Here is a 25,828-nt window from a genome sequence, read left to right on the forward strand (position 1 = left end):
AGAGGGCGGGGCCGAGCTATTGCCGATCCTCGATCGTCACGCCTGGAATGCGAATGAATGCGGCCGCCGGGAGTGCCCGGCGGCCGCAATATCTTCGCTGTTGACGGATTTTGGATCAGGCCGCGGCGCGGTTGATCCCGCCGGTGGCGATCTGCGTCATCGTGTCGTCGCCGTGATAGGTGGCGTCGAGGCACTTCTGCAGCTTCGTCGCATCATCGTCGAGGCCGAGGCGCTTGGCGAAGGCGACGAGGCAGCCATAGCCGGCGATACCGTAATGGGCCATGCGCTGATACTGGGTGATGATCATCGCGTCGCGCGCGTCCGGATCGGAAATGTCGGCCTCGATGCCGTGCGCGCGGGCTTCCTTCACCAGACCCTCCATGCCGCGGCAGAATTCATCCGTCGCGCTCGCGCCATGGCCGGTGATGATCTCCGACAGGGTCTTCATGCCCTGTTCGATGCCCTTCACGCCGGCTTCCAGCGCCTCCTTCAGGTCGTTGTCATGGGCCGCGCCGGCAAGTTCCCGCGTCGCCTTGGCGGCCTGGCCATCTGCGCTGTAGATGTCCTGAAGCTGGTCGATGTAGATGTCCTTGAGATTGGCAAGCGCCATGGTCTCACTCCTTTGTTCGTTTCCTCGCGGCAACAGTGCAAGCCGGCGATGCCGGCTCTGTCCGCGCTGATCGAAAGGTGAACGCGGGGGGAAGGCTTTCGCTCCCGAGACCGTCCGCGCCGGCTGCGGTTGCCTGCGCTGCCTTGCCCTCTTTCCCGGATGCCGCGCCAGGGGTAGGTGTCGCGCATGGATCAGGCGACAGACAGCGGCTTCGGGCTGAAGCTTCCGGCCTTCGTGACGGTGATGCGCGAGAGCCAGCGCCTTCGCCTGGCGACGCTCGTGCGGCTGCGCTGGCTGTCTGTGGCGGGCCAGACGGCGGCCTGCGTGTTCGTCGCCTGGGGTCTGTGGTGGCCGTTTCCGATCGGGGCCTGCCTTGCGCTGATCGCCGTGTCGGTGGCGCTCAACCTCTATCTTTCGACCCAGTACGCCGCGAGCCAGCGGCTGAGTTCCACGGCCGCCGCCGCCGTCCTCACATTCGACATCCTGCAGCCTTCGGGGCTGATGTACCTCACCGGCGGCATTCACAATCCGTTCATGGTGTTCCTGGTGGTTCCCGCGATCATCGCCTCGGCGACACAGCCGCCGCTGACCGTCGTCGCGCTCAGCGTGCTCGCCGTGTTGACCACCACCATCCTCGCCTTCTTCCACATGCCGCTGCCCTGGCCGACCGGCGACTTCTTCTGGCTGCCGCCGAGCTATGTCGGCGGGCTGTGGTTCGCGATCGTGACGACGCTCGTCTTCTCGGCCATCTACATCTACCGGGTCGCGGCGGAGGCGCGGGCTCTGGCCGACGCCCTCAGCGCCACCGAACTCGTCCTGCAGCGCGAGCAGCACATCTCTGCGCTCGACGGGCTTGCCGCGGCGGCCGCGCATGAACTCGGCACGCCCCTCGCCACCATCGCCCTCGTCGCCAAGGACATGGATCGCTCCGTCGGCAAAAGCAGCGCGATGCGCGAGGACGTCGATCTCCTGGTCGAGCAGTCGGAACGATGCCGGGCCATTCTGAGGCGGCTGAGTTCGCTCTCCTCCTCCAGCGAATCGCATCTGGCGCGCCTGCCGCTTCTGTCGCTGATCGACGAAGTCGCCGAGCCGCACCGCAATTTCGGCATCGCGCTCGAGGTGGAGGCCGTCGAGCGCGACGGGCCGGAGCCCGTCGCCCGGCGCAATGCCGGGATCGTCTACGGGCTCGGAAACATCGTCGAGAACGCCGTCGACTTCGCGGGGTCGACGGTGATCATACGGACCGGATGGGACGAGGAGGTCGTCAGAATCAGCATCCTCGACGACGGGCCGGGATTTTCTCCCGAAGTGCTGGCGCGCATCGGCGATCCCTACATGTCGGATCGCGAGCCGACGGACAGGCGCGGCGGCGGTCTCGGTCTCGGCCTCTTCATCGCCAAGACGCTTCTCGAACGCTCCGGTGCGACCATCGCCTTCTCGAATCGCGGGGGAAATGTCGGGGGCGCATCCGTGACCATCACCTGGCCGCTCGACGTCTATCTCTCCAGCCGTTCGCCGAGCCGCGACTGACCGGCTTCGGTGTCCCGGCGTGCGCACCCACCGGCAAACGCTATGGCACGATGATCACGCCACGTTCACCTTTCGCGTGAGCGGGCTTGTACCAGGTAGAAGTGACAACCCCATGGCGCCATCTTTCTCGTAAAGGAAGGATGACAGATATGCTGATGGAACACCCGGCCGAGATGAGCGTCGCGAAGCTGCCCGTCGAGGACGCGACGCTGCTTCTGGTCGACGATGATCGCCCATTCCTTCAACGCATGAGCCGGGCGCTGGAACAGCGCGGCTTTGCGGTGAGGACGGCCGAGAGTGTGGCCGAGGGACTGGAGGCGCTTCAAAGCCTTGCTCCCGCGCATGCGGTCGTCGACATGAGGCTCCTGGACGGCAACGGTCTCGACGTGATCGAAGCCTTGCAGCGGGCCCGTCCCGATGCGCGGGTGGTGGTGCTGACCGGCTACGGCAATATCGCGACGGCGGTCACCGCCGTGAAGCTCGGGGCGATCGACTATCTCGCCAAGCCGGCCGATGCCGACGAAGTGGTCGGCGCGCTGCTGCGGAACGCCGACGAGCGGCCGGAACCGCCGGAAAACCCGATGTCGGCAGACCGCGTGCGGTGGGAGCACATCCAGCGCATCTACGAGCTGTGCGACCGGAACGTCTCGGAGACCGCGCGCAGGCTGTCCATGCACCGGCGCACCCTGCAGCGCATCCTCGCCAAGCGGGCCCCGCGCTGATTTCGGCTCCTCGCCGTCTTCGAGAGAGTGGGGGACACCGCAGCCCGTGGGCGCGCCCGATGGACCCGAACTGCCGAACGAAGATCGAAATGTCGCAGGCACGCCGCCGGACAGACGACGCCGGGCACCGGGTATCTGTCAGAGTTCCGACGGCCCCGGATTGGCCGCCCATTCGGCCTGAAGCAGGCGGTCGGCCGAAAGACGCGCGAAGCGCAGGGTGAGGGCCTTGCGCGTTGCCGGCGCCATCTTCTCCTCCGGCGCCTCGCGCAGGATCTCCGCCTCGTAGCCGTCGGACACGATCAGCCCGCAGCTTTCGGGGAAGATTTCGGCCGGCACGCCCGGATGCGTGCCGAAATACAGCTGGTCGCAATGCAACTGGTAGATCGGCCATTTCCGGTCGGCGCGGAAATCCTCGATCGAGGTCTTGATCTCGACGATCGTGAAGGCGCCCTTTTCCGAGAGGCACAGAAGGTCGGCCCGGCGGCCGGAATCAAGCGACACCTCGGGCAGTACCGAGACCCGCCGCGCCAGCATCAGGCGCTGCACGCCGCGGCGGACCATCATGGCCCGCTCCGACTGGCGTCCGTCGATCAGCGGCTCGTTGCGAAAAGGCGAGACAAGAGGCATGGCCGACCGGTAGCCGAATTCGCCACGCCGGGGCAAGAACATTGCGAAACGAAACGGAAACGAATCGGCGACACGCGGCCAGCTGCCGCAGGAACCCCTAAAACTTTACGGGTCATTACCGGGCCGGCAGCGGCGCATCATCCTGCTCAAGCTTCGCCGGAGGCGCCGGCGATCTCCTCAAGAATGGGGCAGTCCGGTCCCTTGCCGCCCTGGCACTGTTCGGTGAGGTCGGCGAGCGCGCGCTTCAGCGACTGCAGTTCCGCGATCTTCCGGTCGATCTCGGCCATGCGCCGGCTCGCCAGCCGCCTGACGTCCTCGCTGCGGCGCCCGGGGTCGACATAGAGCGCGAGCAGCCGCCGCGCCTCCTCGATCGAAAAGCCCAGCGAGCGCGAGCGCTGCAGGAAGCGCAGCATGTGGACGTCCCGATCACCATAGCTGCGATAGCCATTGTTCGCCCGCCCGGGCTTCACGAGCCCGATCTCTTCGTAGTAGCGGATGGTTTTCGGTGGCAGCCCCGATAGCCGAGATGCCTCTCCGATGTTCATGTACGACCTCTCGGACCAGTCGCAATCTCAAGCCTCGGAGATGTCGCAGTCAGGCCCTGCGTCAACTGTGATGTTGCGGCAACAAAGCCTTTCTTAACCATATTGGTCCGTAATGTAGGCGTTGCCTGCCCGGCCTTCGCAGCCTAACGATGGGGTGCGTCCGATGGCCAGCGACAGGCTGCGCCGGGTCCGTACGGCAAGCCCTTCAACCATCGCACTGAGTGGCATCAAAGATGAAGATCAAAACCATTCTATCCGTCGGTGCTGCCGTCGTATCCATGCTTGCCTTCGCGGGTTGCGCAAGTTCGTCCAACCGGGCCTCGCTCAAGCCGGCGGCCGATGCACAGATGGCGGCGGCCTATACGGCTCCCACGACCCTGCCGAACGAGGGCAGCGTGGCGGCCACCAGCGTGCTCGGTTACGGCGCGATCACCGACGACGGCTTCGCGCTTCCGGCGATCCCGACCAAGAAGATCGATCCGCAGTTCCTGCGCCAGGAGGTCTCGTACCCAGAAGGTGCCGGATACACGCCGGGTACCGTGGTCGTCGATACGCCGAATCGCTTCCTCTACGTCATCGAGCCGAACGGCATGGCGATGCGCTATGGCATCGGCGTCGGCCGCTCCGGCTTCTCCTGGTCGGGATCGGCGACGATCAACGACAAGCAGCACTGGCCGAAGTGGTTCCCGCCCGCGGAGATGATCGACCGCAAGCCGGAGCTCGAGCCGTATCGCGACGGCATGCAGCCGGGCCTCACCAATCCGCTGGGCGCCCGCGCGCTCTACCTCTGGCAGAACGGCAAGGACACCCTGTTCCGCCTGCATGGCACGCCGGAATGGTGGACGATCGGGACGGCCGCCTCTTCGGGCTGCATCCGGCTGATGAACCAGGACATCATCGATCTCTACGAGCGCGTTCCGCAGGGCGCGGAAGTCATCGTCAAGCAGGGCAACGAGCGTCTCGCCAAGCGCTGAGGCGCGGCGAGGGACCCTCGAAGACTGCCGGCCGCGACCGGCAGCGCCAAATCATCTCACGGCGGGGGACGCCGCGGCCGGATGCTTCGGGGGAAGCATCCGGCCTTTTTGTTTGGGGCGAGGAGCAAGGTGGCCGTGCCGGTGGCCGGCCTCTGCCGTCACCGCCGACCGCCGGGCCCATCGCCCGAGGGCGTGGCTCAGGCGCGCAGGCTGGCGCGAGCCGGGCGATGATTGATCGCCGCCTTCAGGAGGAGGGCGAGGGTTATGGCATTGAGACCGTGCCACAGGAAATGCGTCCCGAGCGGCCAGTCCTGACAGAGCGGCATGTCGAGCATGCGAAAGGCGAGCGACAGGAAGAAGACCCCGCCGGCCGCGAGCACCGTTCCGCCAGAAGAACGACCTTGGGCCGTCAGCGCGCCGCCGATGCCGAGCATTGCGAGAAGCGCCGGGACATAGCCGGCCGACGATCCCACCAGCGCTCGAAAAGCCGGCTCCAGCGCGAAGCTCGCAATCAGAAAGGCGATCGTGCCGAGCCCCGTCCACAAGCGCGACAGGGAAACGAAGCGGCGGAGCGCCAGGGCCAAATAGGCGTAGATGAAGACCGCGATCGGCAGGACGTCGGCAAGGCTCGCCCAGCGCGTGGCGACGGTGTGGAAGGTGAAGGATCCGGCGCCGATGACGAGCACCAGGATCGCGAGACAAAGAGCCGGTCGGTCGTGTTTCTGCGCCCGCCTGAGGAGCCAGAGTCCGAAGAGGCCGGCAATGATGAAGGCGAGATTGGACAGCGCGTTGACCGGCTCCGCCCAAAAGGCCGGGCCGGTGCGCTCGCAATAGGCGTCGACAGATTGCGACCAGTCCATGAAGTCTCGTCAGCGGCGGGGCGGATCGCGGCGCCAGGCGCGGCGGCTAGCGGATTGAACTCGGCATGCGAGCCTCGTCCGGGTCAGGCGGCGTGTCAAAAGGTCGAGTTCCTACTTCAGCCGAAACGATAGCCTGACAATTGGCCTCGATCCGAAATCTGCCGGGCGGTCTCGTCGACACGGTGTTCATGCCGGAATCGGACCTCTAGCCGTGCCTCGCAGCGGTCTCGGGGCAGGCGCAGCCCGCGGAGTCCTCGCTGAAATCGGATGCGGCCTCGGCGAATGAAGATCCGGCGGCCCTTGCCGCGAGATAGAGCGTGTCGATGTCGGGTGCGATGTCGAGGCGCTTGAGCGAGAGTGCCTCACTGTCCCGCGGCAGCCAGCGACCGTTCACAAACGGCAACCTCGCCTCATCTCTGCTGGCGTCGTCTTCGTCGGCAGCGACGCTCAGGGCCGCAGGAGAAAGCGTCTCCCTGAACTCGGGCGCGGCGTCGGCGCCACGATCTGGGCGGAAGGCGTCGCGGAACCAGTCGATCATCGGGCGGTCCTTTTCGGTGAGGGGCCGGCACTTCGCTCGCCGGCCTCCTGAACGATAAAAACGTCCGCCCGACCGGCGCCGTTCCGCTGTCGTAGAAACTTCATTCACCATCTGTCCGCAGGTTCCGAACCATCAGCGGAGCCCGGCCGGGCGGCCCTTTCGCGCGGTTCCTATCCGCACCGACCTCTCTGTCTCGAAGGGAGGCGGAAGCCGGCGCCATGCGTGTGGCAGAGGGTGCTTGCGATTTTTCGATGGCCGACAATTGAACGTGGCGTTCGCGCTCACCATCTGAAAGCCATCGGTATTGAGTGTGTCGAAGCACCCGCGATGCTTGGCGTCGCGGCCCTAATCGAAAGGAACGTGACTGCGATGTCTTCGCAAGCTTTGATTCGTCCTGCCTGGACTCCCGCTACGATCGCTTTGATGGTCGGTGGCTTCATGATCTTCTGGCCGCTCGGCCTGGCAATGCTCGCCTACATCCTTTGGGGCGATCGCCTGGAAACCTTCAAGCGCGACGTCAACCGCGGAACGGACCGGTTCATGGGCTCGTTCAAGCGCTCCGGCTTCAAGCCCGGCTTTGCCGAGCGCACCGGCAATGTCGCCTTCGACGAATGGCGCGAGACCGAGCTTTCGCGTCTCGACGAGGAGCGTCGCCGGTTGAACGAGGCCGCGTCCGAGTTCGAGTCCTATGCCCGCGAACTTCGCCGGGCCAAGGATCAGGAAGAGTTCGACCGCTTCATGCGGGATCGGAATGCGCGCCGCAGCGAACGGACCGGCGCCGACAATTCGCCGGTCGTCGACGGCCAGCCGGCCTGACACGAACGAACGATCGCAAGGGACAGAACTCTCCTGGCGAAAAAGTAGCGGAGCGGCGGCGTCCACACGGGCGCCGCCGCTTTTTCGTCTCGACTTCGGTTAGGATGACCGATAGCGGACCCGGCGCGGTCCACCGTACATGACACTGCCGACGAAGCGGGTGCCGATGCCCTCACTCCTGCGCCGCACAGCGGCCGAACCCGCCTTGCCGGACCATCTGGAGCTTGCCGCGGGCTCCCTGCCGGTGACCGTCAGGCGCAATCCGCGCGCCAAGCGGATGATCCTGAGGCTCGCCCCCGGGGCCTCCGGCGTGGTCGTCACGGCGCCGCGGGAGGCTTCGGCGCGGGCGATCCGGTCCTTTCTGGAACGTCACCGCGGCTGGGTGGAGGATCGGCTGTCGCGGGCGCCCGAGCGGATCGCGATCGCGGCGGGCGCGACGATCCCGTTTCGCGGTGCAAGCCTTCTTCTCCTGCATGTCGGCGGGCGCCTGGCGACGCGGATCGAGCCGATCGCGGCGGGCGAGGCCGTGGCGGGGGAGGCGGGGATGGCCACCGCACCTGCCGATGCTCCTTACGGGGAGCGCGGGACATCTCGCCTTCTGGTGGGCGGCGCGCCTGAGCATTTCGGCCGCCGGGTGACGGACTTCCTGAAGCGGGAGGCCCGCCGCGACCTGGAAGCGGCGGTGAAGCGGCACGCCGCTTCCGTCGGCCTCGAGCCGAAGGCGATGACGCTGAAGGATACGACGAGCCGCTGGGGCTCCTGCACCGCCGACCGCCGGCTCGCCTTCTCCTGGCGCATCGTCATGGCGCCGCCGGAGGTGCTCGACTATCTCGCCGCGCACGAGGTCGCGCATTTCCAGGAAATGAACCACGGCCCGAAGTTCTGGGCGCTGTGCCGAAGGCTTTGCCCCGACATGGACCATGGCCGCGATTGGCTGAAGCGGCATGGCTCGGGGCTGCATGCGATCGGGACGGGATGAGCCGGCTTCCGGGCGAGGCTCTGGCGGCCGCGCGCGTGCTCTGGCAGTTTCATGCCGTCTATGACGAACCGGTTCCCGCAGATGCGATCGTCGGGCTCGGCAGCTATGATCTGAGGGTCGCCGATCGCTGCGCGGACCTCTTCCATTCCCGGATCGCATCCCGGCTCGTCCTCAGCGGCCGGGCGGGCAACTGGACTGCAAGCCTCTACGCGACGAGCGAGGCGGAGGCCTTCGCGCATCGCTGCGCCGAACGCGGCGTGCCGGCGGCGGCGATCCTGATCGAACCGGAGGCAACGAATATCGGCGAGAACCTGCGCCTGACGGCGGCCTTGCTGGGGCCGGACGTCGCACGCGTCGTCATCGTCACCAAGCCGCAGACACAGCGCCGGGTGCTCGCTGCGGCCGCGCGGCAATGGCCTGATGTCGAGGCGTTGATCACGGCGCCGGAAACGCCCTTCGAGCGGCAACCGACCGCCGGCCACCCGCTGCCGCGCCTCATCGAGGAAATGGTGGGCGACCTCCAGCGGCTGATCGACTATCCGGCACGGGGCTTTGCCGCAGAGGTCGATATCCCGGCCGATGTCATGGCGGCCTGGCGCTTCCTCATCGGCGCCGGCTTCGACGGCCATCTCACCTGACGGAGCGGCTCACCTGACGGAGCGGCTCTCGACATCGCCGGGCTTTGATGCCACTTCCAAGGCATGACACTCGATATCAAGATCTGCGGTCTGAAGACGCCTAAGGCCATCGATGCGGTGGTCTCGCGCGGCGCGACCCATGTCGGCTTCATCCATTTCGCCAAGAGCCCGCGGCATCTGGACATCGGCCCGATGGCGGGATTGCGGGACCTGATCGGTACGCGGGCCGAGGCGGTCGTCGTTACCGTCGATCCGGATGATGCGCTGATCGCGCAGCTGTGCGACGAGGTGAGGCCGGACTGGCTGCAGCTGCACGGGCGCGAGACGCCGGAGCGGGTCGCCGAGATCAAGGAGCGGACCGGGCTGAAGGTGATGAAGGCGCTGCCAGTATCAGAGGCGGCCGATCTTTCCGCCGTGGAGGCCTACCGGCCCGCCGCCGACCGCATTCTTCTGGATTCCAAGCGGCCGAAGGGCTCCGCCCTGCCGGGCGGCAACGGGGTCTCCTTCGACTGGACGCTGCTTGCGCGGCTTGACCCGAAATTGTCCTATATGCTCTCCGGTGGGATCGACGCGGACAATGTCGCGGAGGCCGTCCGGATCGCGCGGCCGGGCGGGATCGACATCTCCTCCGGCGTCGAGAGCGCGCCGGGCGTCAAGGACATCGTCCGCATTCACGCCTTCTTCGACGCGCTTGACGAGATCGCCGTCGCCGCAAACCTTTAGAAAGGCCAGAGCCTCGTGAACCAGATACAGCCGAATTCCTTCCGCGCCGGGCCCGACGAAGAGGGCCGCTTCGGCATATTCGGCGGCCGCTTCGTCGCCGAGACCCTGATGCCGCTGATCCTCGATCTCCAGGCGGCCTGGACCGAGGCGCGCAACGATCCCGCCTTCAAGGCCGAGCTCGACGGTCTCAACGCGACCTATACCGGCCGGCCTTCGCCGCTCTATTTCGCCGAGCGGCTGACCGAGAAGCTTCGCGAGGTCTCGGCGAGCCAGGGGCTCTCGGGCGGCGCCAAGATCTACTTCAAGCGCGACGAGCTGAACCATACCGGTTCGCACAAGATCAATAACTGCCTCGGCCAGATCCTGCTCGCCCGCAAGATGGGCAAGACTCGGATCATCGCCGAGACCGGCGCCGGCCAGCACGGCGTCGCCTCCGCGACGGTGGCGGCCCGCTTCGGCCTGCCCTGCGTCGTCTATATGGGCGCGACCGACGTCGAGCGGCAGGCGCCGAACGTCTTCCGGATGAAGCTCCTCGGCGCCGAGGTGATCCCGGTGACCTCCGGTCACGGCACCTTGAAGGACGCGATGAACGAGGCGCTCCGCGACTGGGTGACGAATGTCGAATCGACCTACTACCTGATCGGCACGGCCGCCGGCCCGCATCCCTATCCCGAGCTCGTCCGCGAGTTCCAGAGCGTGATCGGCAAGGAGACGCGCGAGCAGATGCTGGCCGCCGAGGGGCGGCTGCCGGACATGCTCGTCGCGGCCGTCGGCGGCGGCTCGAATGCGATCGGTCTGTTCCACCCCTTCCTCGACGACAAGGATGTCGCGATCGTCGGCGTCGAAGCCGGCGGCAAGGGCCTCGACGGCGAGGAGCATTGCGCCTCGCTGACCGCCGGCTCGCCTGGCGTCCTCCACGGCAACCGGACCTATCTGCTGCAGAACGAGGACGGGCAGATCAAGGAAGGCCATTCGATCTCGGCCGGCCTCGACTATCCGGGCATCGGCCCCGAGCATTCCTGGCTGAAGGATACCGGCCGCGTCGAATACGTGCCGATCATGGACACCGAGGCGCTCGAAGCCTTCCAGCTTCTCACCCGCACGGAGGGGATCATCCCGGCGCTGGAGCCGGCCCATGCACTCGCCGAGGTGATCAAGCGCGCGCCGAAGATGGACAAGGACCAGATCATCGTGATGAATCTGTGCGGCCGCGGCGACAAGGACGTGTTCACGGCGGCGAAGCATCTCGGGGTGGAGCTCTGAGCGACGCGCAAGCGCGAGAGGGAGATCGCTATGGCGGCGGTCGGTGACACGATTTCGGTTCGATCGGCCTTGAAGGCCGATCTCGAAGAAGAAGCACGGCTATCGAACCAGAGCACGACGCAAGTGGCGGAGGCGGCGATCGCCGGATATCTCGCCGGCCGGAAACGCAAGCGCGAGGCGGTGCGGCAGGCGCTTGAAGAGGCAAGGCGCGGCGTCTTCGTGTCCGAGACGGAAGTTTTCCGCTGGGTTGAGAGCTGGGGAACCGCCGACGAACTTCCGACGCCCGAGCCGGATGTCTTCACGCGGCGATGAACGCCGTCTTCCTGCCGCGCGCGCTGGCCGATCTGCGCTGGTTCAGGCGGTACTACGAGGCAGTTTTCCCGGAAGGTGCTGCCCGGGCGCGCGACCAATTCGGCAAACTCTCGGCACGCTCAAGCAGCATGCCCATGCCGGTCGCGCCGGGGAGGAAGGCACACGCGAGATCGTCATCGGACGGATCCGTTCGTGTTCATTTATACCGTGACCGAGGACCGGATCGAAATTTTGCGCGTCTGGGATCAGCGCGCCGAGCGCTCGGAGGATTGGCTCTGAGCAAGCCGTCAGATCCCGACGGCTCCTCGGGGAAGCCTGCATTCGGCTCGCTCGGATCTCGAAGCAGGTTTGCCGTAACGAAACTGGCCAGCGGAGGTGTTTTCATGACCGACATCGTCGAAATCCACGTCACCTGCCCGACGCTCGACGTCGCGCGCGAACTCACCCATGCCCTGCTCGATGCCCGGCTTGCCGCCTGCTGCAACATCTCCAGCAAGGAGGTGGACAGCCGCTATCTCTGGGAGGGCAAGAAGGAGCGGCATGACGAGTGGCCGCTGACGATCAAGACGCGGGCCGATCTCTTCGACGCCTGCGCGGAGACGATCCGCCGGAACCATCCCTACGACACGCCGGCGATCTTCGGCTTCAAGGTCGATCTCGTCGACAAGGCGACCGCCGACTGGATCGCCGAGTCTTGTTCAGCCGCGTGAGATAGACGCTTCCGTGATGCCGACGCCGTCCTGTCCGGATGGCCGCTAGGGCGCCGTCCGGCGGCTTAACGCACCGGCGGAATGAACCTCCGCCCTTTTCAGCCGCGCCGTCCTGGCGTATCCCGACGGCACTTCGGATTATCTCCGCAAGGCTCCACCATCCGCCAGACGCGCGAAAGCTTGCCACATGACGACACGCATCGAAGATCGGTTTGAGGCGCTGAAGGGAGAGGGCCGCCCGGCTCTCGTCACCTTCGTCATGGCCGGCGATCCGGATCACGAGACGGCGCTTCAGATCGTCAGGGCGCTGCCGGCGGCCGGCGCCGACATCATCGAACTCGGCATGCCCTTTTCCGATCCGATGGCCGACGGCCCGGCGATCCAGAAGGCGGGACTGCGGGCGCTGAAGGCGGGGGAGAGCCTGAGGAAGACACTCGGGCTCGTCCGCGACTTCCGCGCCGGCGATAAAAAGACGCCGATCATCCTGATGGGCTATTTCAACCCGATCTACATCTATGGCGTCGAGGCCTTCGTCGTCGACGCTCTGGCCGCAGGCGTCGACGGGCTCATCGTGGTGGACCTGCCGCCGGAGATGGACGAGGAACTCTGCCTGCCGGCCCTGAACGCTGGGCTGAACTTCATCCGCCTGGCAACGCCGACCACCGACGACAAGCGCCTGCCGGCGGTGCTGAAGAACACCTCCGGCTTCGTCTACTACGTCTCGATCACTGGCATCACCGGTGCGGCCGCGCCGGATGCGCAGAAGGTCGCGGCCGCGGTCGGCCGGATCAAGGGCCACACCAACCTGCCGGTCTGCGTCGGCTTCGGCGTCAGGACCGGGGAACAGGCCCGCGAGATCGGCAAGGCCGCGGACGGCGTGGTCGTCGGATCGGCCCTGGTCGCTGCCGTCGAGGGATCGCTCCAAGAGGGCCGCGCGACGGCCGGGACAGTGGGCGCCGTCGCTGCGGTCGTGAAGGAGCTCGCGGCCGGCGTTAGATCCGCGCGGCTTGCGTCCGCCTGATCGAGCCGCCATCTCAGACCAGACAGAAGCCACCCGAGAAGGCCGAGCCGTGAACTGGATCACCAATTACGTCCGCCCGAAATTCTCCAGCCTCCTGCCCGCGCGGCAGGTGCCGGACAATCTCTGGATCAAGTGTCCGGAGACCGGCGAGATGGTCTTCCACAAGGATCTCGAGGCCAATCAGTGGGTGGTGCCGTCCTCCGGCTTCCACATGCGCATCCGCGCCAAGGACCGGCTGAAGCACTTTTTCGACGAAGGTGCCTATGATCTGGTCGATCTGCCGAGCGCGCCGGTCGATCCGCTGAAGTTCCGCGACCAGAAACGCTATGTCGACCGGCTGAAGGAAAACCGCGCGAAGGCCGAAGTGGACGACGCCGTCCTCGTCGCCAAGGGCGCGATCGAGGGCCTGCCGATCGTCGCAACCGTCCAGGATTTCGCCTTCATGGGCGGATCGCTCGGCATGGCCGCGGGCGAGGCGATCGTGAAGGGCTTCGAGACGGCGATCGCCGAGAAGCGGCCGCTCGTCCTCTTCTCCGCCTCTGGCGGGGCGCGCATGCAGGAGGGCATTTTGTCGCTGATGCAGCTGCCGCGCACGACCGTGGCGGTGGAGATGCTGAAGGAGGCGGGCCTTCCCTATATCGTCGTCCTGACCAATCCAACGACGGGCGGCGTCTCGGCGTCCTACGCCATGCTGGGCGACGTCCATATCGCAGAGCCCGGCGCGGTGATCGGCTTCGCGGGGGCCCGCGTGATCGAGCAGGCGATCCGCGAGAAGCTTCCGGACGGCTTCCAGCGCGCCGAATATCTGATGGAGCACGGCATGGTCGACATGGTCGTCCACCGCCATCAGCTGAAGCCAAAGATCGCCACCCTCCTGAAGCTCCTGACGAAGACGCCGGTGAGCGGGGCCGTGGCGGCCGGTGATGCGTCGGCGGCGGACGAGGAGCAACTCGGCGACGCCGTGCTCACTGCCGAGCCGGAACCGGCTAACGCCGACTGACCGCCGGCCACCCTTTGCATCCAACGACGCCGTGGCGTAACTCTCCGCGATGACTACGACCTCCCTGGCCGCAGCGGAGATCGACGCCCTGATGCTGAAGCATCCGAAGGGGTTCGATCTTGCGCTCGATCGCATCACCCGGCTGCTCTCGGCGCTGGGCGATCCCCATCTCGTGCTGCCTCCGACGATCCACGTCGCCGGCACCAACGGCAAGGGATCGGTCACGGCTTTCGCCTCCGCGATCCTCGAGGCCGCCGGCCTCGGCGTCCACGTCCATACCTCGCCTCATCTCGTCAACTGGCACGAGCGTTACCGCATCGCCGGCTCCCGCGGACGTCATTCGGGGCTCGTCGACGACGGTGTCCTCGCCGAAGCCGTGCGCCGGGCGGCCGTGGCCAATGACGGCGCGCCGATAACCGTCTTCGAGATCCTGACGGCGGTGACCTTCATCCTGTTCTCGGAGCATCCGGCCGACGCGGCGATCGTCGAGGTCGGCCTCGGCGGCCGCTTCGATGCGACCAATGTCATGGACAGGCCGGCGGCAAGCGTCATCACCTCGATCTCGCTCGACCACCAGTCCTATCTCGGCGACAAGGTGGAGCTGATCGCGGCCGAAAAGGGCGGCATCATCAAGCCGGGGGTTCCCCTCGTCATCGGCCAGCAGCCGGAAGAGGTCGCGCTCGACGTCCTCACCAACATCGCCGACCGGATGAACGCGCCGCTCCTCATCTACGGCCAGGATTTCTTCGCCTACGAGGAACACGGACGGCTCGTCTATCAGGACGATCAGGGCCTGCTCGACCTGCCGATGCCGCGGCTTCCCGGCCGCCACCAGGTCATCAATGCGGCGACCGCCATTGCGGCGGTGCGTCAGGCGGGTTTCGCGCCGAGCGATCTCGCGATCGAGCGCGGCGTGTCGAGCGTCGACTGGCCGGGCCGGATGCAGCGCATCACCGGCGGGCCGCTGCACCGGATGGCTGCGCCAGGCTCCGAACTCTGGCTGGACGGCGGCCACAATCCCGGCGCCGGGACCGTCATCGCCGAGACGCTCGCCGACATGGAGGAGCGGGTGTCGCGGCCGCTGTTCCTCATCGTCGGCATGATCAAGACCAAGGATCCGGTCGGCTTCTTTTCAGCCTTCGGCGGCATCGCCCGGCGCGTCTTCACCGTTCCGGTGTCCATGTCCGAGGCTGGCATCGATCCGGACGATCTTGCCGACGCGGCAATCGCCGCCGGGCTCGACGCGGAGCCCTGCGACAGCGTCGAGGAGGCGATCACGCTCGTTTCCACCAATTGGCAGGCGGACCCGGCGCCGCGCTTTCTCATCTGCGGCTCGCTCTATCTCGTCGGCGAGGTCCTGCAGAGGAGCGGCATGGCACCGCGCTAGGATCGGACCATATGCCCCTTCCCAGACAGGAAGGGACGTTTCATGACCGACATCAAGCAGCGCGGCAGCCAACCGACCAAGCCCGGGCCGGCCGAATACTTCACCGGCACGGTCTGGCTGGAGGCGATCGTCGAGGCGCCGGAACCGGCGCGGATCCGCGCGGTCCTCGTCGCCTTCGCGCCGGGCGCGCGCACCGCCTGGCACACCCATCCCCTCGGACAGACGCTCTACGTCACCCATGGCACCGGCCAGTTCCAGACCGAGGGCGAGCCGGTTCGGACAATCGGCGCAGGCGACTCGGTCTGGATCCCACCGGGCGAGAAGCACTGGCACGGCGCCGGTCCCGACACTGCGATGACGCATGTTGCGATGCAGGAAGCTCAAGGCGGCAATGCGGTGACATGGATGGAGCAGGTCTCCGATGCGGACTATCTCGGTCGCGTCGCCGGCGAAGGCTGACCGGCCGAACGCGCCTTCGTCCCGGCGCTCCGTCGGCGGCGCGAGATCATGTCGAGGCCGCTCGCGCCTCGCCGTCGGCCTCCTTCGCCGGGGCCTCCCGGCTCGGCAGGAGCCTTCCGAGCAGCCGTCCGAGAACCCGCTCGATATCGTCGATCACGGTGTAGACCACCGGAACGTAGACGAGGCTGAGAAGGGTCGAGGAGACGAGGCCCCCGATCACCGCCACCGCCATTGGTGCGCGCGACTCGGCATCTGCCCCGATGCCGAGCGCGATCGGCGCCATGCCCGCTCCCATGGCGATCGAGGTCATGATGATCGGCCGGGCTCGCTTGCGGGCGGCATCCATCAGCGCCGTCATCCGGTCGGTGCCCGCGCGCCGCGCAACGATCGCGTATTCGACAAGGAGGATCGAGTTCTTCGCGGCGATGCCCATCAGGAGGAGGACGCCGATCAGCACCGAAATCGCGACCGAAGAACCGGTGAGCCACAGGAAGCCGAAGGCGCCGCCGATCGACAGGGGCAGGGCGGTCAGGATGGTGATCGGCTGCAGGAACGAGTTGAAGAGTAGCGCGAGCGTTGCGAACATCAGCAATATGCCCGTCCCGATCGCCATCTCGAAGCCGGAGAACATCTCGTTCATCCGCTTGATGTCCCCTTGCGCCTTTTGCGAGATTCCGTTCGGAAGGTCCTGCATCACCGGCAAGCCATGGACCGCCTTCTGCGCCTCGCCGAGCGTCAGGCCGGACAGCTCCGCCGAGATCGTCGCCGTGCGTTCGCCGTCATAATGCGTGATGGTCGTCGGGCCGGCGCCGAAGTCGAAGGTCGCGATCGCGCCGAGCGGCACGACCGTGCCGCTGGTGCCGGCGATCTTCAGCGCCTTGATCCGGTCGAGGTCGCCGCGCGCCTCGTCGGTCAGCGTCGGGATGACGTAGACCTGCCGGTCGCCGAGATTGTACTTGGCGAGCGCGCTTTCGTTGGCGCCGAGCGTCGAGACGCTGAGGAGCTGCGCGATCTGGCTCGACGTGATGCCGAGCGCCGCCATGCGCGACTTGTCCGGACGCACGACGAGTTCGGGCTTGGCGGCGGCGGAGTCCGACGTCGGGTTGAGCAGACCAGGAATCTCGCGCATCTGCCCCGCCAACCGGTTCGCCGTCTGCGACAGAAGCTCGCTGTCCTCGCCGGCGAGCGTCACGGAGATCTTCGAGCCCGACTGATTGTCCGCGCCGAACTGGATCCGCGCGCCGGGGATCTCGTCGAAGGCGCCGGCGAGCCGCTTCTCGAATTGCTGCTGCGAGACGGAGCGCTCGTCCCGGGGCTTGAGATTGGCGGTCACGGTCGCCGAGGTGACGCTCGCCGTCGTCGCGTGCTGCGGGCCGCCGCCGCCCGTGGTCGCCGCGCCGATCGAGGCGAAGACGCTCTTCACCTCCGGCTGCTTTTGAAGGATCGCGCTGACCGCCTTCACCACGCGGTCGGTCTCGTCGAGCGTGGAGCCCGGCGTCAGCTCGACCGAGGCGATCGCCCGTCCGCGGTCGGAAGCCGGCATGAACTCCGTCGGCAGGCCGGTCGCCACATAGACCGAGCCAGCGAAGAAGGCGATGCCGAGAAGGACGGTGAGCCAGCGGAAGCGCAGCGCCTGCCGCAGCACCGCCAGATAGGCCGGCACCCAGGCGGGCGTGTCCTCCGCGTGGCCCTTGCCGCCGGCCTTGACCAGATAGGCGCCCATCAGCGGCGTCAGCATGCGCGCGACGACGAGCGAGAACAGGACCGAGACGCAGACGACGATGGCGAAGCTGACGAACAGCTTGCCCGGAATGCCCGGCATGAAGCCGACCGGCAGGAAGACGGCAATGATGGTCGCCGTCGTCGCCACCACGGCGAGGCCGATCTCGTCCGCCGCCTCGATCGCCGCATCATAGGCGGTCTGGCCACTCTGGCGCATGTGCCGGACGATGTTCTCGATCTCGACGATCGCGTCGTCGACGAGGATGCCGACCACCAGCGACAGGGCCAGCAGCGTGATGTTGTTGAGCGACAGGTCGAGCCAGGCCATGACCGCAAAGGTCGGGATCAGCGACAGCGGCAGGGCCGTCGCGGCGACGAGCGTCGCGCGGATGTCGCGCAGGAACAGGAAGACGACGCCGACGGCGAGCAGCGCGCCGAGCCAGAGCGCCTCGAAGGCGGCTTCGTAGCTCTCCTGGACGAAGTCCGAGGAAGACGTCACCTCGGTGAAGCTCGCCTGGGGATCGCCCGCGTCGATCGCCGCCACCGCCTTGCGCACCGCCTGGGTGACGGCGATCTGGCTCGATCCCTTGGCACTGTAGACCGAGAAGGCGACGACTTCCTTGCCGTCGAGCCGCGCCCGGTTGCGGGGCTCTTCCCAGCCGTCGACAATCTTGCCCAGATCGGCGAGCCGGACGGTCTTGCCCGAGCCGATATGGATGGGCGTGTTACCGAGCTCTGCGATCGAATCGACGCGGCCGAGCGTGCGCACGGACTGCTCGGTGCCGCCGACGACCGTGCGTCCGCCCGCCTGGTTGACGTTCTGGGCGGCGAGCGCCGTCGAGACGTCGCCCACGGTGACGCCGAGGGCGTCGAGCCGGGCAGGATCGAGCTTGACCAGGATGGCGCGGTTGACGCCGCCCGAGCGGGTGATCTTCGAGACTCCGTCCACGGCGAGTAGCGCCTTGGACACGTCGTCGTCGACATACCAGGAGAGGTCGTCCGGCGACATGCCGGGTGCGTCGACGACATAGGTGAGAATGGCGTTGTCGCCGACGTTGACGCGGGTGACGAGCGGCGTGTCGGCCGCCTGCGGCAACTGGCCGGCGATGGAATCCACCGCGTTCTGGACGTCGTCCGTCGCCTGCATCAGATCGCTGTCGAGCTGAAACTCGATGGCGGTGACGGACGAGCCCTCGCTGACGGTCGAGGTGACGCCTTCGACGTTCGAGATGGTGGCGACGGCATTCTCGACGATGTCGGTGATCTGGTTCTCGATCTCCGTCGGCGAGGCGCCGGTCTGGGTGACCGTCACCGTCACCATCGGAAAGTCGATGTCCGGCATGTTGTTGATGCGCAGCTGCTGGAACCCCCATGCGCCGGCGACGGCCAGGGCCAGGAACAGGACGATCGTCGGCAGCGGGTGCCGGATGCACCAGGCGGAGATGTTCTTCATTCGTCATCTCCCGCGGCCGATGCCTCCTGCGTCGCGACCCGCACCCTGTTGCCGTCGTCGAGGAAGCCGGCACCGTTCGCGACGACCTTATCGCCGGCGCGGATGTTGCCGGAGACCGCGACCCGGTTCTGGCTGCGGTCGCCGGTCTCGATCGGCGTGAGGCTGACGGTATCGTCGTCGCCGACGACGAAGACGGCGGTCTTGCCGTCCTTCCAGGTGAGGGCGGACTGCGCGACCGTCAGGGCGTCGGAACCGCCCGAGGCGATGGCGGCGCTCACGAACATGCCCGCCTTCAGCGTGGTGCCGTCCGGCAGGGAGATCACCACTGTCCCGAGATGCGTGGCGGAATCCACCGTCTCGTCGATCGAGGCGATCTTCGCCGAGACCTCGGTGCCGTCGGGTCCGGTCACCTTCGCAGCCGCGCCCGGCACGATCTTCGTCAGATATTGCTCGGGAACGTCGACGCGCGCCTCGAGCGCGCCGTCCTCCTGAATGCGCAGGATCTCGCCTCCCTGCTGGACGATCCCGCCCGCCACCGCCGGGCGCGAGGAGACGATCCCGGCGAAGGGAGCGCGGATCTCCGTGCGGGCGAGCTGGACTTCGAGCGTCTGGCGGTTGGCCTTCGACTTCAGGAGCGCGGCACGGCTGGTGGCGACGGAGGTGGCGCGCTCGTCCGCCGTCTCCTTCGACAGGGCGCCGGTCTTCGCCAGCTGCTGGCCTCGCGCATTGGAGGCTTGCGCCGAGGCGAGCGTCGCCCTGGCGCTTTCGATCGCGGCATCCTGCTCGGCGATCTGGGCTTTCAGGAGCGCATCGTCGATGCGCGCGACGACCTGTCCGGCCGCCACATGGTCGCCCTGTTCGACCAGGACGTCGGTCAGCCTCAGCCCGCTCGCCTCCGCGCCCAGCACGACCTCGCGATGCGCCGCGACGAGGCCGGTCGCCAGGATGTCTCCAGCGATATCGGCGCTGCGGACGGTATCGGTGGTGACGGTGAGACTGGCGGACCGGGACGGCGACACGGCTTCGGTGACGGCAGCGGCCGCCTCCTCGCTGGCGTGGGTCGCGAGGTGACCGCCCAGCGCCAGATAGGCCAGCACGGGCAGGGCGAGCAGCGGCAGGTATCGCAGCGTCTTCAATGTCTTCTTGATCGGCACTTGTCAGCACGTCATCGTTGATGGAGTTGTTAGGAAGGTAAGATGACGACCTGCCTGGCACCATGCTTGGGCGGTTTCGATGTGAAACGAATTGTTTCGGGAACGATCGCGCGCGGGAGCGCTGCGATGCCCTGAAAATGTGACTGTCACGGCGCTTCCGGCGCTCGCGGAAGCAGGCCTGCGCAGCAGGCGAGGGCAGTCCGACTTTGGGCCGGGGCGGCTGGCCTCGCGCTCGCGGCGGGTCTAGTGTCGCCGTAGCGCCGTCCCCGCCAGGGAGGGCCTTTTCTCGTGCCCGTACCCGACGGGCGACCATCCGGAGCATCCCATGACCGTTCAGCCGAACTCGATCGAAGGGCGCGACATCGCCTACCACCTCCACAGCTACACCAATGCCCGCAAGCACGAGGAGATCGGGCCGATCGTCATCGAGAGCGGCAAGGGCGTCCACGTCACCGACACCGACGGCAAGACCTATATCGAGGCGATGGCCGGCTTGTGGAGCGTCGCGGTGGGCTTCGGCGAGGAGCGGCTGGCGGAAGCCGCCGCCCGCCAGATGAAGCAGCTGAACTACTACCACACCTTCACGCACAAATCGCACGGGCCGGCGATCGAGCTTGCCGAAAAGCTCGTCGCGATGGCGCCGGTGCCGATGTCGAAGGCCTATTTCACCAATTCCGGCTCCGAAGCCAACGACACGATGATCAAGCTCGTGCGCTATCGCTCCAACGCGCTGGGCCAGCCCGAGAAGAAGAAGATCATCAGCCGCATCAAGGGCTATCACGGCGTCACGCTCGCTTCCGCCAGCCTGACCGGCCTGCCGAACAACCACCGCGCCTTCGACCTGCCGATGGAGGGCATCCTCCATACGACCTGCCCGCACTACTGGCGCGAGGGCCAGGAGGGCGAGAGCGAGGAGGATTTCGCGACCCGCTGCGCCGAGGATCTCGAGGCGATGATCCAGGCGGAGGGGCCGGAGACCGTCGCCGCCTTCATCGGCGAGCCGGTGATGGGCGCTGGCGGCGTCATCGTGCCGCCCGCGACCTATTGGGAGAAGATCCAGGCCGTCCTGAAGAAATACGACATCCTGCTCGTCGCCGACGAGGTGATCTGCGGCTTCGGGCGCACGGGACAGATGTTCGGCTGCCAGACCTACGGCATCGAGCCGGACATCATCACGGTGTCGAAGGCGCTGTCCTCGTCCTATTTGCCGATTTCGGCCCTCCTGATCAACGACCGGGTCTATCAGCCGGTCGCCGACCAGTCCTCGGAGATCGGTACCTTCGGCCATGGCTTCACCGCCTCGGGCCATCCGGTCGCGGCCGCCGTCGCTCTGGAAAACCTGAAGATCATGGAAGAGAAGGGCCTGGTCGCGCATGCGGCGGAACTCGCACCCTATTTCCAGGAGCGCCTGAATTCGCTTCAGGACCATCCGCTGGTCGGCGAGGTGAGGGGCGTCGGCCTGATCGCGGCGATCGAGCTCGTCACAGACAAGGAGAAGAAGCTGTCCGTGCAGCCCGCCGGCTCGCTCGCCGCGCGCGCCTTCGGTCTCGTCCAGAAGAACGGCGTGATCCTGAGGGCCATCGGCGATGCGCTGGCGGTCTGCCCGCCGCTGATCGTCGAGAAGGAGCATGTCGACACCATCGTCGAGACGACGCGCAGGAGTCTCGACGAGCTCCAGGCGCAACTCGGCTGACGGTCTGAATCGGGCGCGAGCGGTACGAGAGGGGGCGGCCGGTGCGGCGTCCCCTCAGCTTCGGCCCGCCAGATGCCGCGCCTTTCGAAGGTCCGGGAACAGCACCGACCATATCGCGGCGACGCCGATCGTCGCCGCGCCGCCGATGACCACGGCCGGGACCGCACCGATCAGCGCCGCCATGCCGCCGGCGCGGAACTCGCCGAGTTCGTTGGAGGCGCCGATGAAAACCTGATTCACCGCATTGACCCGGCCGCGCACGTCGTCCGGCGTCCAAAGCTGCATCAGCGTCTCGCGGACATAGACGCTGATCATGTCGGACGCGCCCATCAGTGCCAGCGCCACGATCGACAGCCAGGGCAGGGCAGACAGGCCGAAGACGATGGTGAAGGCTCCGAACAGCGCGACGAAGGCGAACATGATCGCTCCGGCATGGTCGCGGATCGGATGGGCGGCGAGGAACAGCGCCATCGGGATCGCCCCGAAGGCGGGGGCGGCGCGCAGGAGGCCGAGCCCCCAAGGACCGACCGCGAGGATGTCGCGCGCATAGACCGGCATCAGCGCCACCGCGCCGCCGAGAAGCACGGCAAAGAGGTCGAGCGAGATCGCGCCGAGCACAACTTTTTCCGACCAGATGAAGCGGAAGCCGGCGACGATGGTCTCGAAGCTCGCCGGCTCGTGCTCGCGCTTGCGGGCCGCCGGCTGCTTGATCAGGAAGACCAGGAAAGCGCTGATGACGAACAGCGCGAAGCCCGTCCCATAGGCCGCGATGGGGGAGATTCCATAGAGGAGGCCGCCGCCGACCGGACCGGCGATCGCGGCGATCTGCCAGGATGAGGAGTTCCAGGCGATCGCGTTGGCGAGCTCCTGCCGAGTGACAAGATTGACCACCAGCGATTGCTGTGCCGGGCCGAAAAAGGCCCGCGCGATCCCGAAGGCGATGAGGATGGCGAAGACGGGAAGCGGCGAGGCGAGGCCGTGCCAGGTGAGGAGAAGGAGCGCGAAGGCGCCGACGCCTTCGACGAGGCTGGCGAGCCCCATGACCATCCGGCGCGAATAGCGGTCGGCGACCGACCCGGTGACGAGGACGAGGAGGAGCGCCGGCAGGAACTGGCAGAGCCCCACCAGCCCGAGATCAAGCGGATCGCCGGTCAGCGCATAGATCTGCCAGCCGACCGCGACGACGACGATCTGGATGGCGAAGGAGGAGGCGAAGCGCGCCAGCCAGTAGAGCAGGAACCGGCGGTTCTTGAAGGCGGCGAACCGATCCTCGTCGGGAACGTCGGTCGTCTCCGGGCCGGGCTTGGCTCCAGTCTCGGAATCGATCTCTTCTGTCACGGGCAGACCTGGTCTCGGCGAGCGCCGCTCGGCGAAATGGCGGAGAGGCGGGTGGACGGCGGGATGCTGTCGCGCCGTGGCCCTGGAAGAGGCGACAGCGGCCGCCCGTCCCGTCGCCGGGGCGGCGCCAAATCAGCCTGCGGCGCTGGCGGATCCAAGGCTCATAGCAACCCGCGGCCGCTCCGTCCATTGCTCAGGTGGAGTGACGGTCTGGGCGAACTGGGCGGAGAGGCGTTTCGGCGCCGCGGATTTTGTTCAGCCGACGGACGCGCTATCCATGGCCGCGAACGGGAGGGATTGCTTCATGGACCGACCCTGGCTTGCCCACTATCCGGAAGGCGTTCCGGCGCGGTTGCCCGATCATGGCTATCGCAACCTTCCGGACCTTCTGGGCGAGGCGTTCCGCGACTTCGCCGATCGCCCGGCCTATCACTTCATGGGCGCGGCCATGCGCTTTGCCGAGGTCGACCGGCTGTCGCGCGATTTCGCCAGCTTCCTCCAGTCTCTCGGACTGAAGAAGGGAGATCGCGTCGCGCTGATGATGCCGAACGCCTTCCAATATCCGATCGCCGTCGCCGGCATCCTGAGGGCGGGGCTGGTGGTGGTGAACGTCAACCCGCTCTACACGCCGCGCGAACTCTCCCATCAGCTGGCGGATTGCGGGGCGAAGGCGATCGTGGTCCTCGAAAACATGGCGGCGACGCTCGCCGCCTGCAGGGCCGAGACACAGCTTGAGACCGTGATCGTCACCTCGCTCGGGGAACTCCTGCCCTTTCCGAAGGGCCGTATCGTTGACTTCGTCCTGCGCCGGGTGAAGCGGCTCGTGCCGCGCTACGAGCTTCCCGGCGCCATCGCGTTGAAGGAGGCGCTCGCCGCGGGCCGCAAGGCGGAGTTCGCGCCCGTTCAGATCGATCCGGCAGACGTCGCCGTCCTGCAATATACCGGCGGCACGACCGGCACGGCCAAGGGCGCGACGCTCACCCACGGCAACCTGATTGCCAATGCGCTGCAGTCGGAACTCTGGTACGGGCCGGCCCTCAGGCAGGCAAAGTCCGGCGAGCAGGTGGTCTCGGTCTGCGCCCTGCCGCTCTATCACATCTTCGGATTCACCGTGAACATGATGCTGTCGATGCGGACCGGCGGCGCCAACATCCTCATTCCCAATCCGCGCGACGTGCCGGCGCTCCTGAAGACGATCCGCCGATTCGGCTTCCATGCCTTTCCCGCGGTCAACACGCTGTTTGCCGCGATCGCGCGGCATCCACAGGCCGCACGGGTCGATTGGTCGAGCCTGAAGCTTTCGGTCGGTGGCGGCATGGCCGTCTCCGCGTCGACCGCCGAGGCCTGGGAGCGGGTGACCGGCTGCGGGATCTGCGAGGGCTACGGGCTCTCGGAGACCTCGCCCGTCGCCTGCTGCAACCGGACCGACCACGGCGGCTATACCGGCACGATCGGCCTGCCATTGCCCTCGACCGACGTCGCGGTGCTCGACGAGGCGGGCAGGATTGTGCCGGCGGGCGTCGCCGGCGAAATCGCGATCCGCGGGCCGCAGGTCATGGCCGGCTATTGGCAGCGGCCGGCCGAGACCGCCGCCGTGATGACTGACGACGGCTTCTTTCGCACCGGCGACATCGGCGTCATGGACGAGGCCGGCAGCTTCCGCATCGTCGACCGCAAGAAGGACATGATCAACGTCTCCGGCTTCAACGTCTATCCGAGCGAGATCGAGGACGTGGTGCTCACCATGCCGGGGATCGTCGAGGCAGCGGCGATCGGCATTCCGAACGAGGCCTCCGGCGAAGTGGTGAAGTTGTTCGTCGTACGCGGCGACGAGGCCGTGGACGAAGCCGCCGTGCGCGCCTTCTGCCGCGACAAGCTGACCGGCTACAAGCGCCCGCGCGTGATCGCCTTCTGCGACGAACTGCCGAAGAGCGGCGTCGGCAAGGTACTGCGTCGCGCTTTGCGGGAGTAAGCGCAGAGACTCGCCCGCACAGGCCGGTCGTCTGGACTGGCTGTCGTGCGCGCGTCGAGGGGGCGCCGGCAGACATCCCGCCCGGATCGCGGCGATCGGGTCGCGGGGCGAGTCACGAATCACGAAATGCCACGCAAAGCGGCCCTTCCGGTCTGCGTCAGCCAGGTGGCGGGAGACGCGTGCGCCTCTCAATGACGCGCCGCAGCCGCGCTTTTGGCCGTGGAAAGCGTGACAGGGGCCCGAAAGCGACCTATCATCCCATTCGAGCGATGACAGGCGGTCCGGTTGAGTGCTGGCGGGCCGGCGGGTTCGTGCTTTTCGATTTTTCCGAAGAGCCCCCTTCACATTCATCGGAGTGTCGCATATATCGCTCTCACCGGCGGCGCAGACGATGCGCTTCGGCCATGGCGCGGGGTGGAGCAGCCCGGTAGCTCGTCAGGCTCATAACCTGAAGGTCAGAGGTTCAAATCCTCTCCCCGCAACCAAAATATTGCGCTTTATCAAACGCTTATGCGCCGCCCTCCGGGGCGGCGTTTGCGTTTGCACCACCCGTGGAAGCACTGTGGAAGCAAGAGGGGCCAAAGTCCTTCATAGCGCTTCGAAAAGCGGTGCCTACGATCAAATGCGCTTCGTCGTCTCCCGTGAAGTATGTCGAAGCCATTGAAATGGCGGTCTGATCGGTTTCAGGGAAGAATTGCTTTTTGCCAGTTTGGCCCGGCTGCGGGCCGAGAAACTTGCAAATTGCGTTGCGGCGGCTGGCGTGATTCCATGGCTTTCGGGTC

The 25,828-nt window shown here is 66.9% G+C and carries 25 protein-coding genes, 1 tRNA gene and 1 pseudogene; 18 read left to right on the forward strand and 9 right to left on the reverse strand.

Annotated features, from left to right (window positions below):
- Positions 1-115: 115 nt before the first annotated feature.
- Positions 116-610, reverse strand: coding sequence for a DUF892 family protein (locus LH400_RS07450; RefSeq protein WP_229152042.1), 495 nt, complete (start codon positions 608-610; stop codon positions 116-118).
- A 186-nt stretch (positions 611-796) separates the two neighbouring features.
- Between LH400_RS07450 and LH400_RS07455 the strand changes: the two genes are divergently transcribed.
- Entirely contained in the window at positions 797-2,140 is a 1,344-nt protein-coding gene (locus LH400_RS07455) for an ActS/PrrB/RegB family redox-sensitive histidine kinase (protein WP_229152043.1), read from the forward strand.
- A gap of 173 nt (positions 2,141-2,313) precedes the next feature.
- The gene (locus LH400_RS07460; protein WP_229152067.1) at positions 2,314-2,862 is read left to right on the forward strand and encodes an ActR/PrrA/RegA family redox response regulator transcription factor; all 549 of its coding nucleotides are present in this window, start codon (positions 2,314-2,316) and stop codon (positions 2,860-2,862) included.
- 138 nt (positions 2,863-3,000) lie between these two features.
- On the opposite strand, the gene LH400_RS07465 is transcribed toward LH400_RS07460, so the two are convergent.
- Positions 3,001-3,489, reverse strand: coding sequence for an MmcB family DNA repair protein (locus LH400_RS07465; protein WP_229152044.1), 489 nt, complete (start codon positions 3,487-3,489; stop codon positions 3,001-3,003).
- 146 nt (positions 3,490-3,635) lie between these two features.
- Entirely contained in the window at positions 3,636-4,034 is a 399-nt protein-coding gene (gene cueR, locus LH400_RS07470; RefSeq protein ID WP_229152045.1) for a Cu(I)-responsive transcriptional regulator, read from the reverse strand.
- A 233-nt stretch (positions 4,035-4,267) separates the two neighbouring features.
- Here cueR and LH400_RS07475 point away from each other — a divergent pair, with 233 nt between their 5' ends.
- Positions 4,268-5,008, forward strand: coding sequence for a L,D-transpeptidase (locus LH400_RS07475; protein ID WP_229152046.1), 741 nt, complete (start codon positions 4,268-4,270; stop codon positions 5,006-5,008).
- 197 nt (positions 5,009-5,205) lie between these two features.
- On the opposite strand, the gene LH400_RS07480 is transcribed toward LH400_RS07475, so the two are convergent.
- Both LH400_RS07480 and LH400_RS07485 read right to left on the reverse strand, forming a co-directional pair.
- The gene (locus tag LH400_RS07480) at positions 5,206-5,868 is read right to left on the reverse strand and encodes a ceramidase domain-containing protein (protein ID WP_229152047.1); all 663 of its coding nucleotides are present in this window, start codon (positions 5,866-5,868) and stop codon (positions 5,206-5,208) included.
- A gap of 205 nt (positions 5,869-6,073) precedes the next feature.
- Positions 6,074-6,406: a hypothetical protein gene (locus LH400_RS07485; protein ID WP_229152048.1), complete on the reverse strand. Its 333-nt coding sequence runs from the start codon at positions 6,404-6,406 to the stop codon at positions 6,074-6,076.
- 369 nt (positions 6,407-6,775) lie between these two features.
- On the opposite strand from LH400_RS07485, the gene LH400_RS07490 reads away from it, so the two are divergent.
- From LH400_RS07490 to LH400_RS07540, 11 genes are all read left to right on the forward strand, one after another.
- On the forward strand, positions 6,776-7,222 hold the full coding sequence (locus tag LH400_RS07490; protein WP_229152068.1) for a DUF2852 domain-containing protein: 447 nt from the start codon (positions 6,776-6,778) through the stop codon (positions 7,220-7,222).
- Between the two features lie 139 nt (positions 7,223-7,361).
- The gene (locus LH400_RS07495; RefSeq protein WP_229152049.1) at positions 7,362-8,201 is read left to right on the forward strand and encodes a M48 family metallopeptidase; all 840 of its coding nucleotides are present in this window, start codon (positions 7,362-7,364) and stop codon (positions 8,199-8,201) included.
- A complete protein-coding gene (locus tag LH400_RS07500; protein WP_229152050.1) occupies positions 8,198-8,839 on the forward strand; it encodes a YdcF family protein in 642 nt (213 codons plus the stop codon). The genes LH400_RS07495 and LH400_RS07500 overlap by 4 nt, the downstream gene beginning before the upstream one ends.
- 63 nt (positions 8,840-8,902) lie before the next feature.
- Complete coding sequence (locus LH400_RS07505; protein ID WP_229152051.1) at positions 8,903-9,562, forward strand: phosphoribosylanthranilate isomerase; 660 nt, start codon at positions 8,903-8,905, stop codon at positions 9,560-9,562.
- Between the two features lie 15 nt (positions 9,563-9,577).
- Entirely contained in the window at positions 9,578-10,825 is a 1,248-nt protein-coding gene (gene trpB, locus LH400_RS07510; RefSeq protein WP_229152052.1) for a tryptophan synthase subunit beta, read from the forward strand.
- A gap of 30 nt (positions 10,826-10,855) precedes the next feature.
- The gene (locus LH400_RS07515; protein WP_229152053.1) at positions 10,856-11,137 is read left to right on the forward strand and encodes a hypothetical protein; all 282 of its coding nucleotides are present in this window, start codon (positions 10,856-10,858) and stop codon (positions 11,135-11,137) included.
- A gap of 383 nt (positions 11,138-11,520) precedes the next feature.
- The gene (gene cutA, locus LH400_RS07520; RefSeq protein ID WP_229152054.1) at positions 11,521-11,847 is read left to right on the forward strand and encodes a divalent-cation tolerance protein CutA; all 327 of its coding nucleotides are present in this window, start codon (positions 11,521-11,523) and stop codon (positions 11,845-11,847) included.
- Between the two features lie 187 nt (positions 11,848-12,034).
- The gene (trpA, locus tag LH400_RS07525) at positions 12,035-12,868 is read left to right on the forward strand and encodes a tryptophan synthase subunit alpha (RefSeq protein ID WP_229152055.1); all 834 of its coding nucleotides are present in this window, start codon (positions 12,035-12,037) and stop codon (positions 12,866-12,868) included.
- Between the two features lie 49 nt (positions 12,869-12,917).
- Positions 12,918-13,868, forward strand: a complete 951-nt coding sequence (gene accD, locus LH400_RS07530; protein ID WP_229152056.1) for an acetyl-CoA carboxylase, carboxyltransferase subunit beta — start codon at positions 12,918-12,920, stop codon at positions 13,866-13,868.
- Positions 13,869-13,917: 49 nt separating this feature from the next.
- Positions 13,918-15,255 carry a bifunctional folylpolyglutamate synthase/dihydrofolate synthase gene (locus tag LH400_RS07535; RefSeq protein ID WP_229152057.1) on the forward strand — a complete coding sequence of 446 codons (1,338 nt, stop codon included), beginning with the start codon at positions 13,918-13,920 and terminating at the stop codon, positions 15,253-15,255.
- A gap of 42 nt (positions 15,256-15,297) precedes the next feature.
- Positions 15,298-15,714, forward strand: coding sequence for a (R)-mandelonitrile lyase (locus LH400_RS07540; protein ID WP_229152058.1), 417 nt, complete (start codon positions 15,298-15,300; stop codon positions 15,712-15,714).
- A 46-nt stretch (positions 15,715-15,760) separates the two neighbouring features.
- On the opposite strand, the gene LH400_RS07545 is transcribed toward LH400_RS07540, so the two are convergent.
- A complete protein-coding gene (locus tag LH400_RS07545) occupies positions 15,761-18,889 on the reverse strand; it encodes an efflux RND transporter permease subunit (protein WP_229152059.1) in 3,129 nt (1,042 codons plus the stop codon).
- A complete protein-coding gene (locus tag LH400_RS07550) occupies positions 18,886-20,043 on the reverse strand; it encodes an efflux RND transporter periplasmic adaptor subunit (RefSeq protein WP_229152060.1) in 1,158 nt (385 codons plus the stop codon). The genes LH400_RS07545 and LH400_RS07550 overlap by 4 nt, the downstream gene beginning before the upstream one ends.
- 325 nt (positions 20,044-20,368) lie before the next feature.
- On the opposite strand from LH400_RS07550, the gene LH400_RS07555 reads away from it, so the two are divergent.
- Entirely contained in the window at positions 20,369-21,736 is a 1,368-nt protein-coding gene (locus LH400_RS07555; protein WP_229152061.1) for an aspartate aminotransferase family protein, read from the forward strand.
- 54 nt (positions 21,737-21,790) lie between these two features.
- Here the strand turns inward: LH400_RS07555 and LH400_RS07560 are convergent, their stop codons facing one another.
- Positions 21,791-23,062, reverse strand: coding sequence for an MFS transporter (locus tag LH400_RS07560; protein WP_229152069.1), 1,272 nt, complete (start codon positions 23,060-23,062; stop codon positions 21,791-21,793).
- A gap of 460 nt (positions 23,063-23,522) precedes the next feature.
- Here LH400_RS07560 and LH400_RS26305 point away from each other — a divergent pair.
- The 3 genes and pseudogenes from LH400_RS26305 to LH400_RS07570 all read left to right on the forward strand — a co-directional run.
- Positions 23,523-24,584, forward strand: a pseudogene (locus tag LH400_RS26305) (AMP-binding protein); the annotation flags it as partial.
- A gap of 234 nt (positions 24,585-24,818) precedes the next feature.
- Positions 24,819-25,046 carry an AMP-binding enzyme gene (locus tag LH400_RS26310; RefSeq protein ID WP_370638350.1) on the forward strand — a complete coding sequence of 76 codons (228 nt, stop codon included), beginning with the start codon at positions 24,819-24,821 and terminating at the stop codon, positions 25,044-25,046.
- A gap of 408 nt (positions 25,047-25,454) precedes the next feature.
- Positions 25,455-25,531: transfer RNA gene (locus tag LH400_RS07570), tRNA-Met, on the forward strand.
- Between the two features lie 23 nt (positions 25,532-25,554).
- Here LH400_RS07570 and LH400_RS07575 read toward each other — a convergent pair.
- Positions 25,555-25,828, reverse strand: a 274-nt coding sequence (locus LH400_RS07575) for a hypothetical protein (protein ID WP_229152063.1), incomplete at its 5' end; no start/stop codon positions are given.

The organism is Jiella soli, from assembly GCF_020615385.1.
Classification (GTDB): Bacteria; Pseudomonadota; Alphaproteobacteria; order Rhizobiales; family Rhizobiaceae; genus VKMB-3413.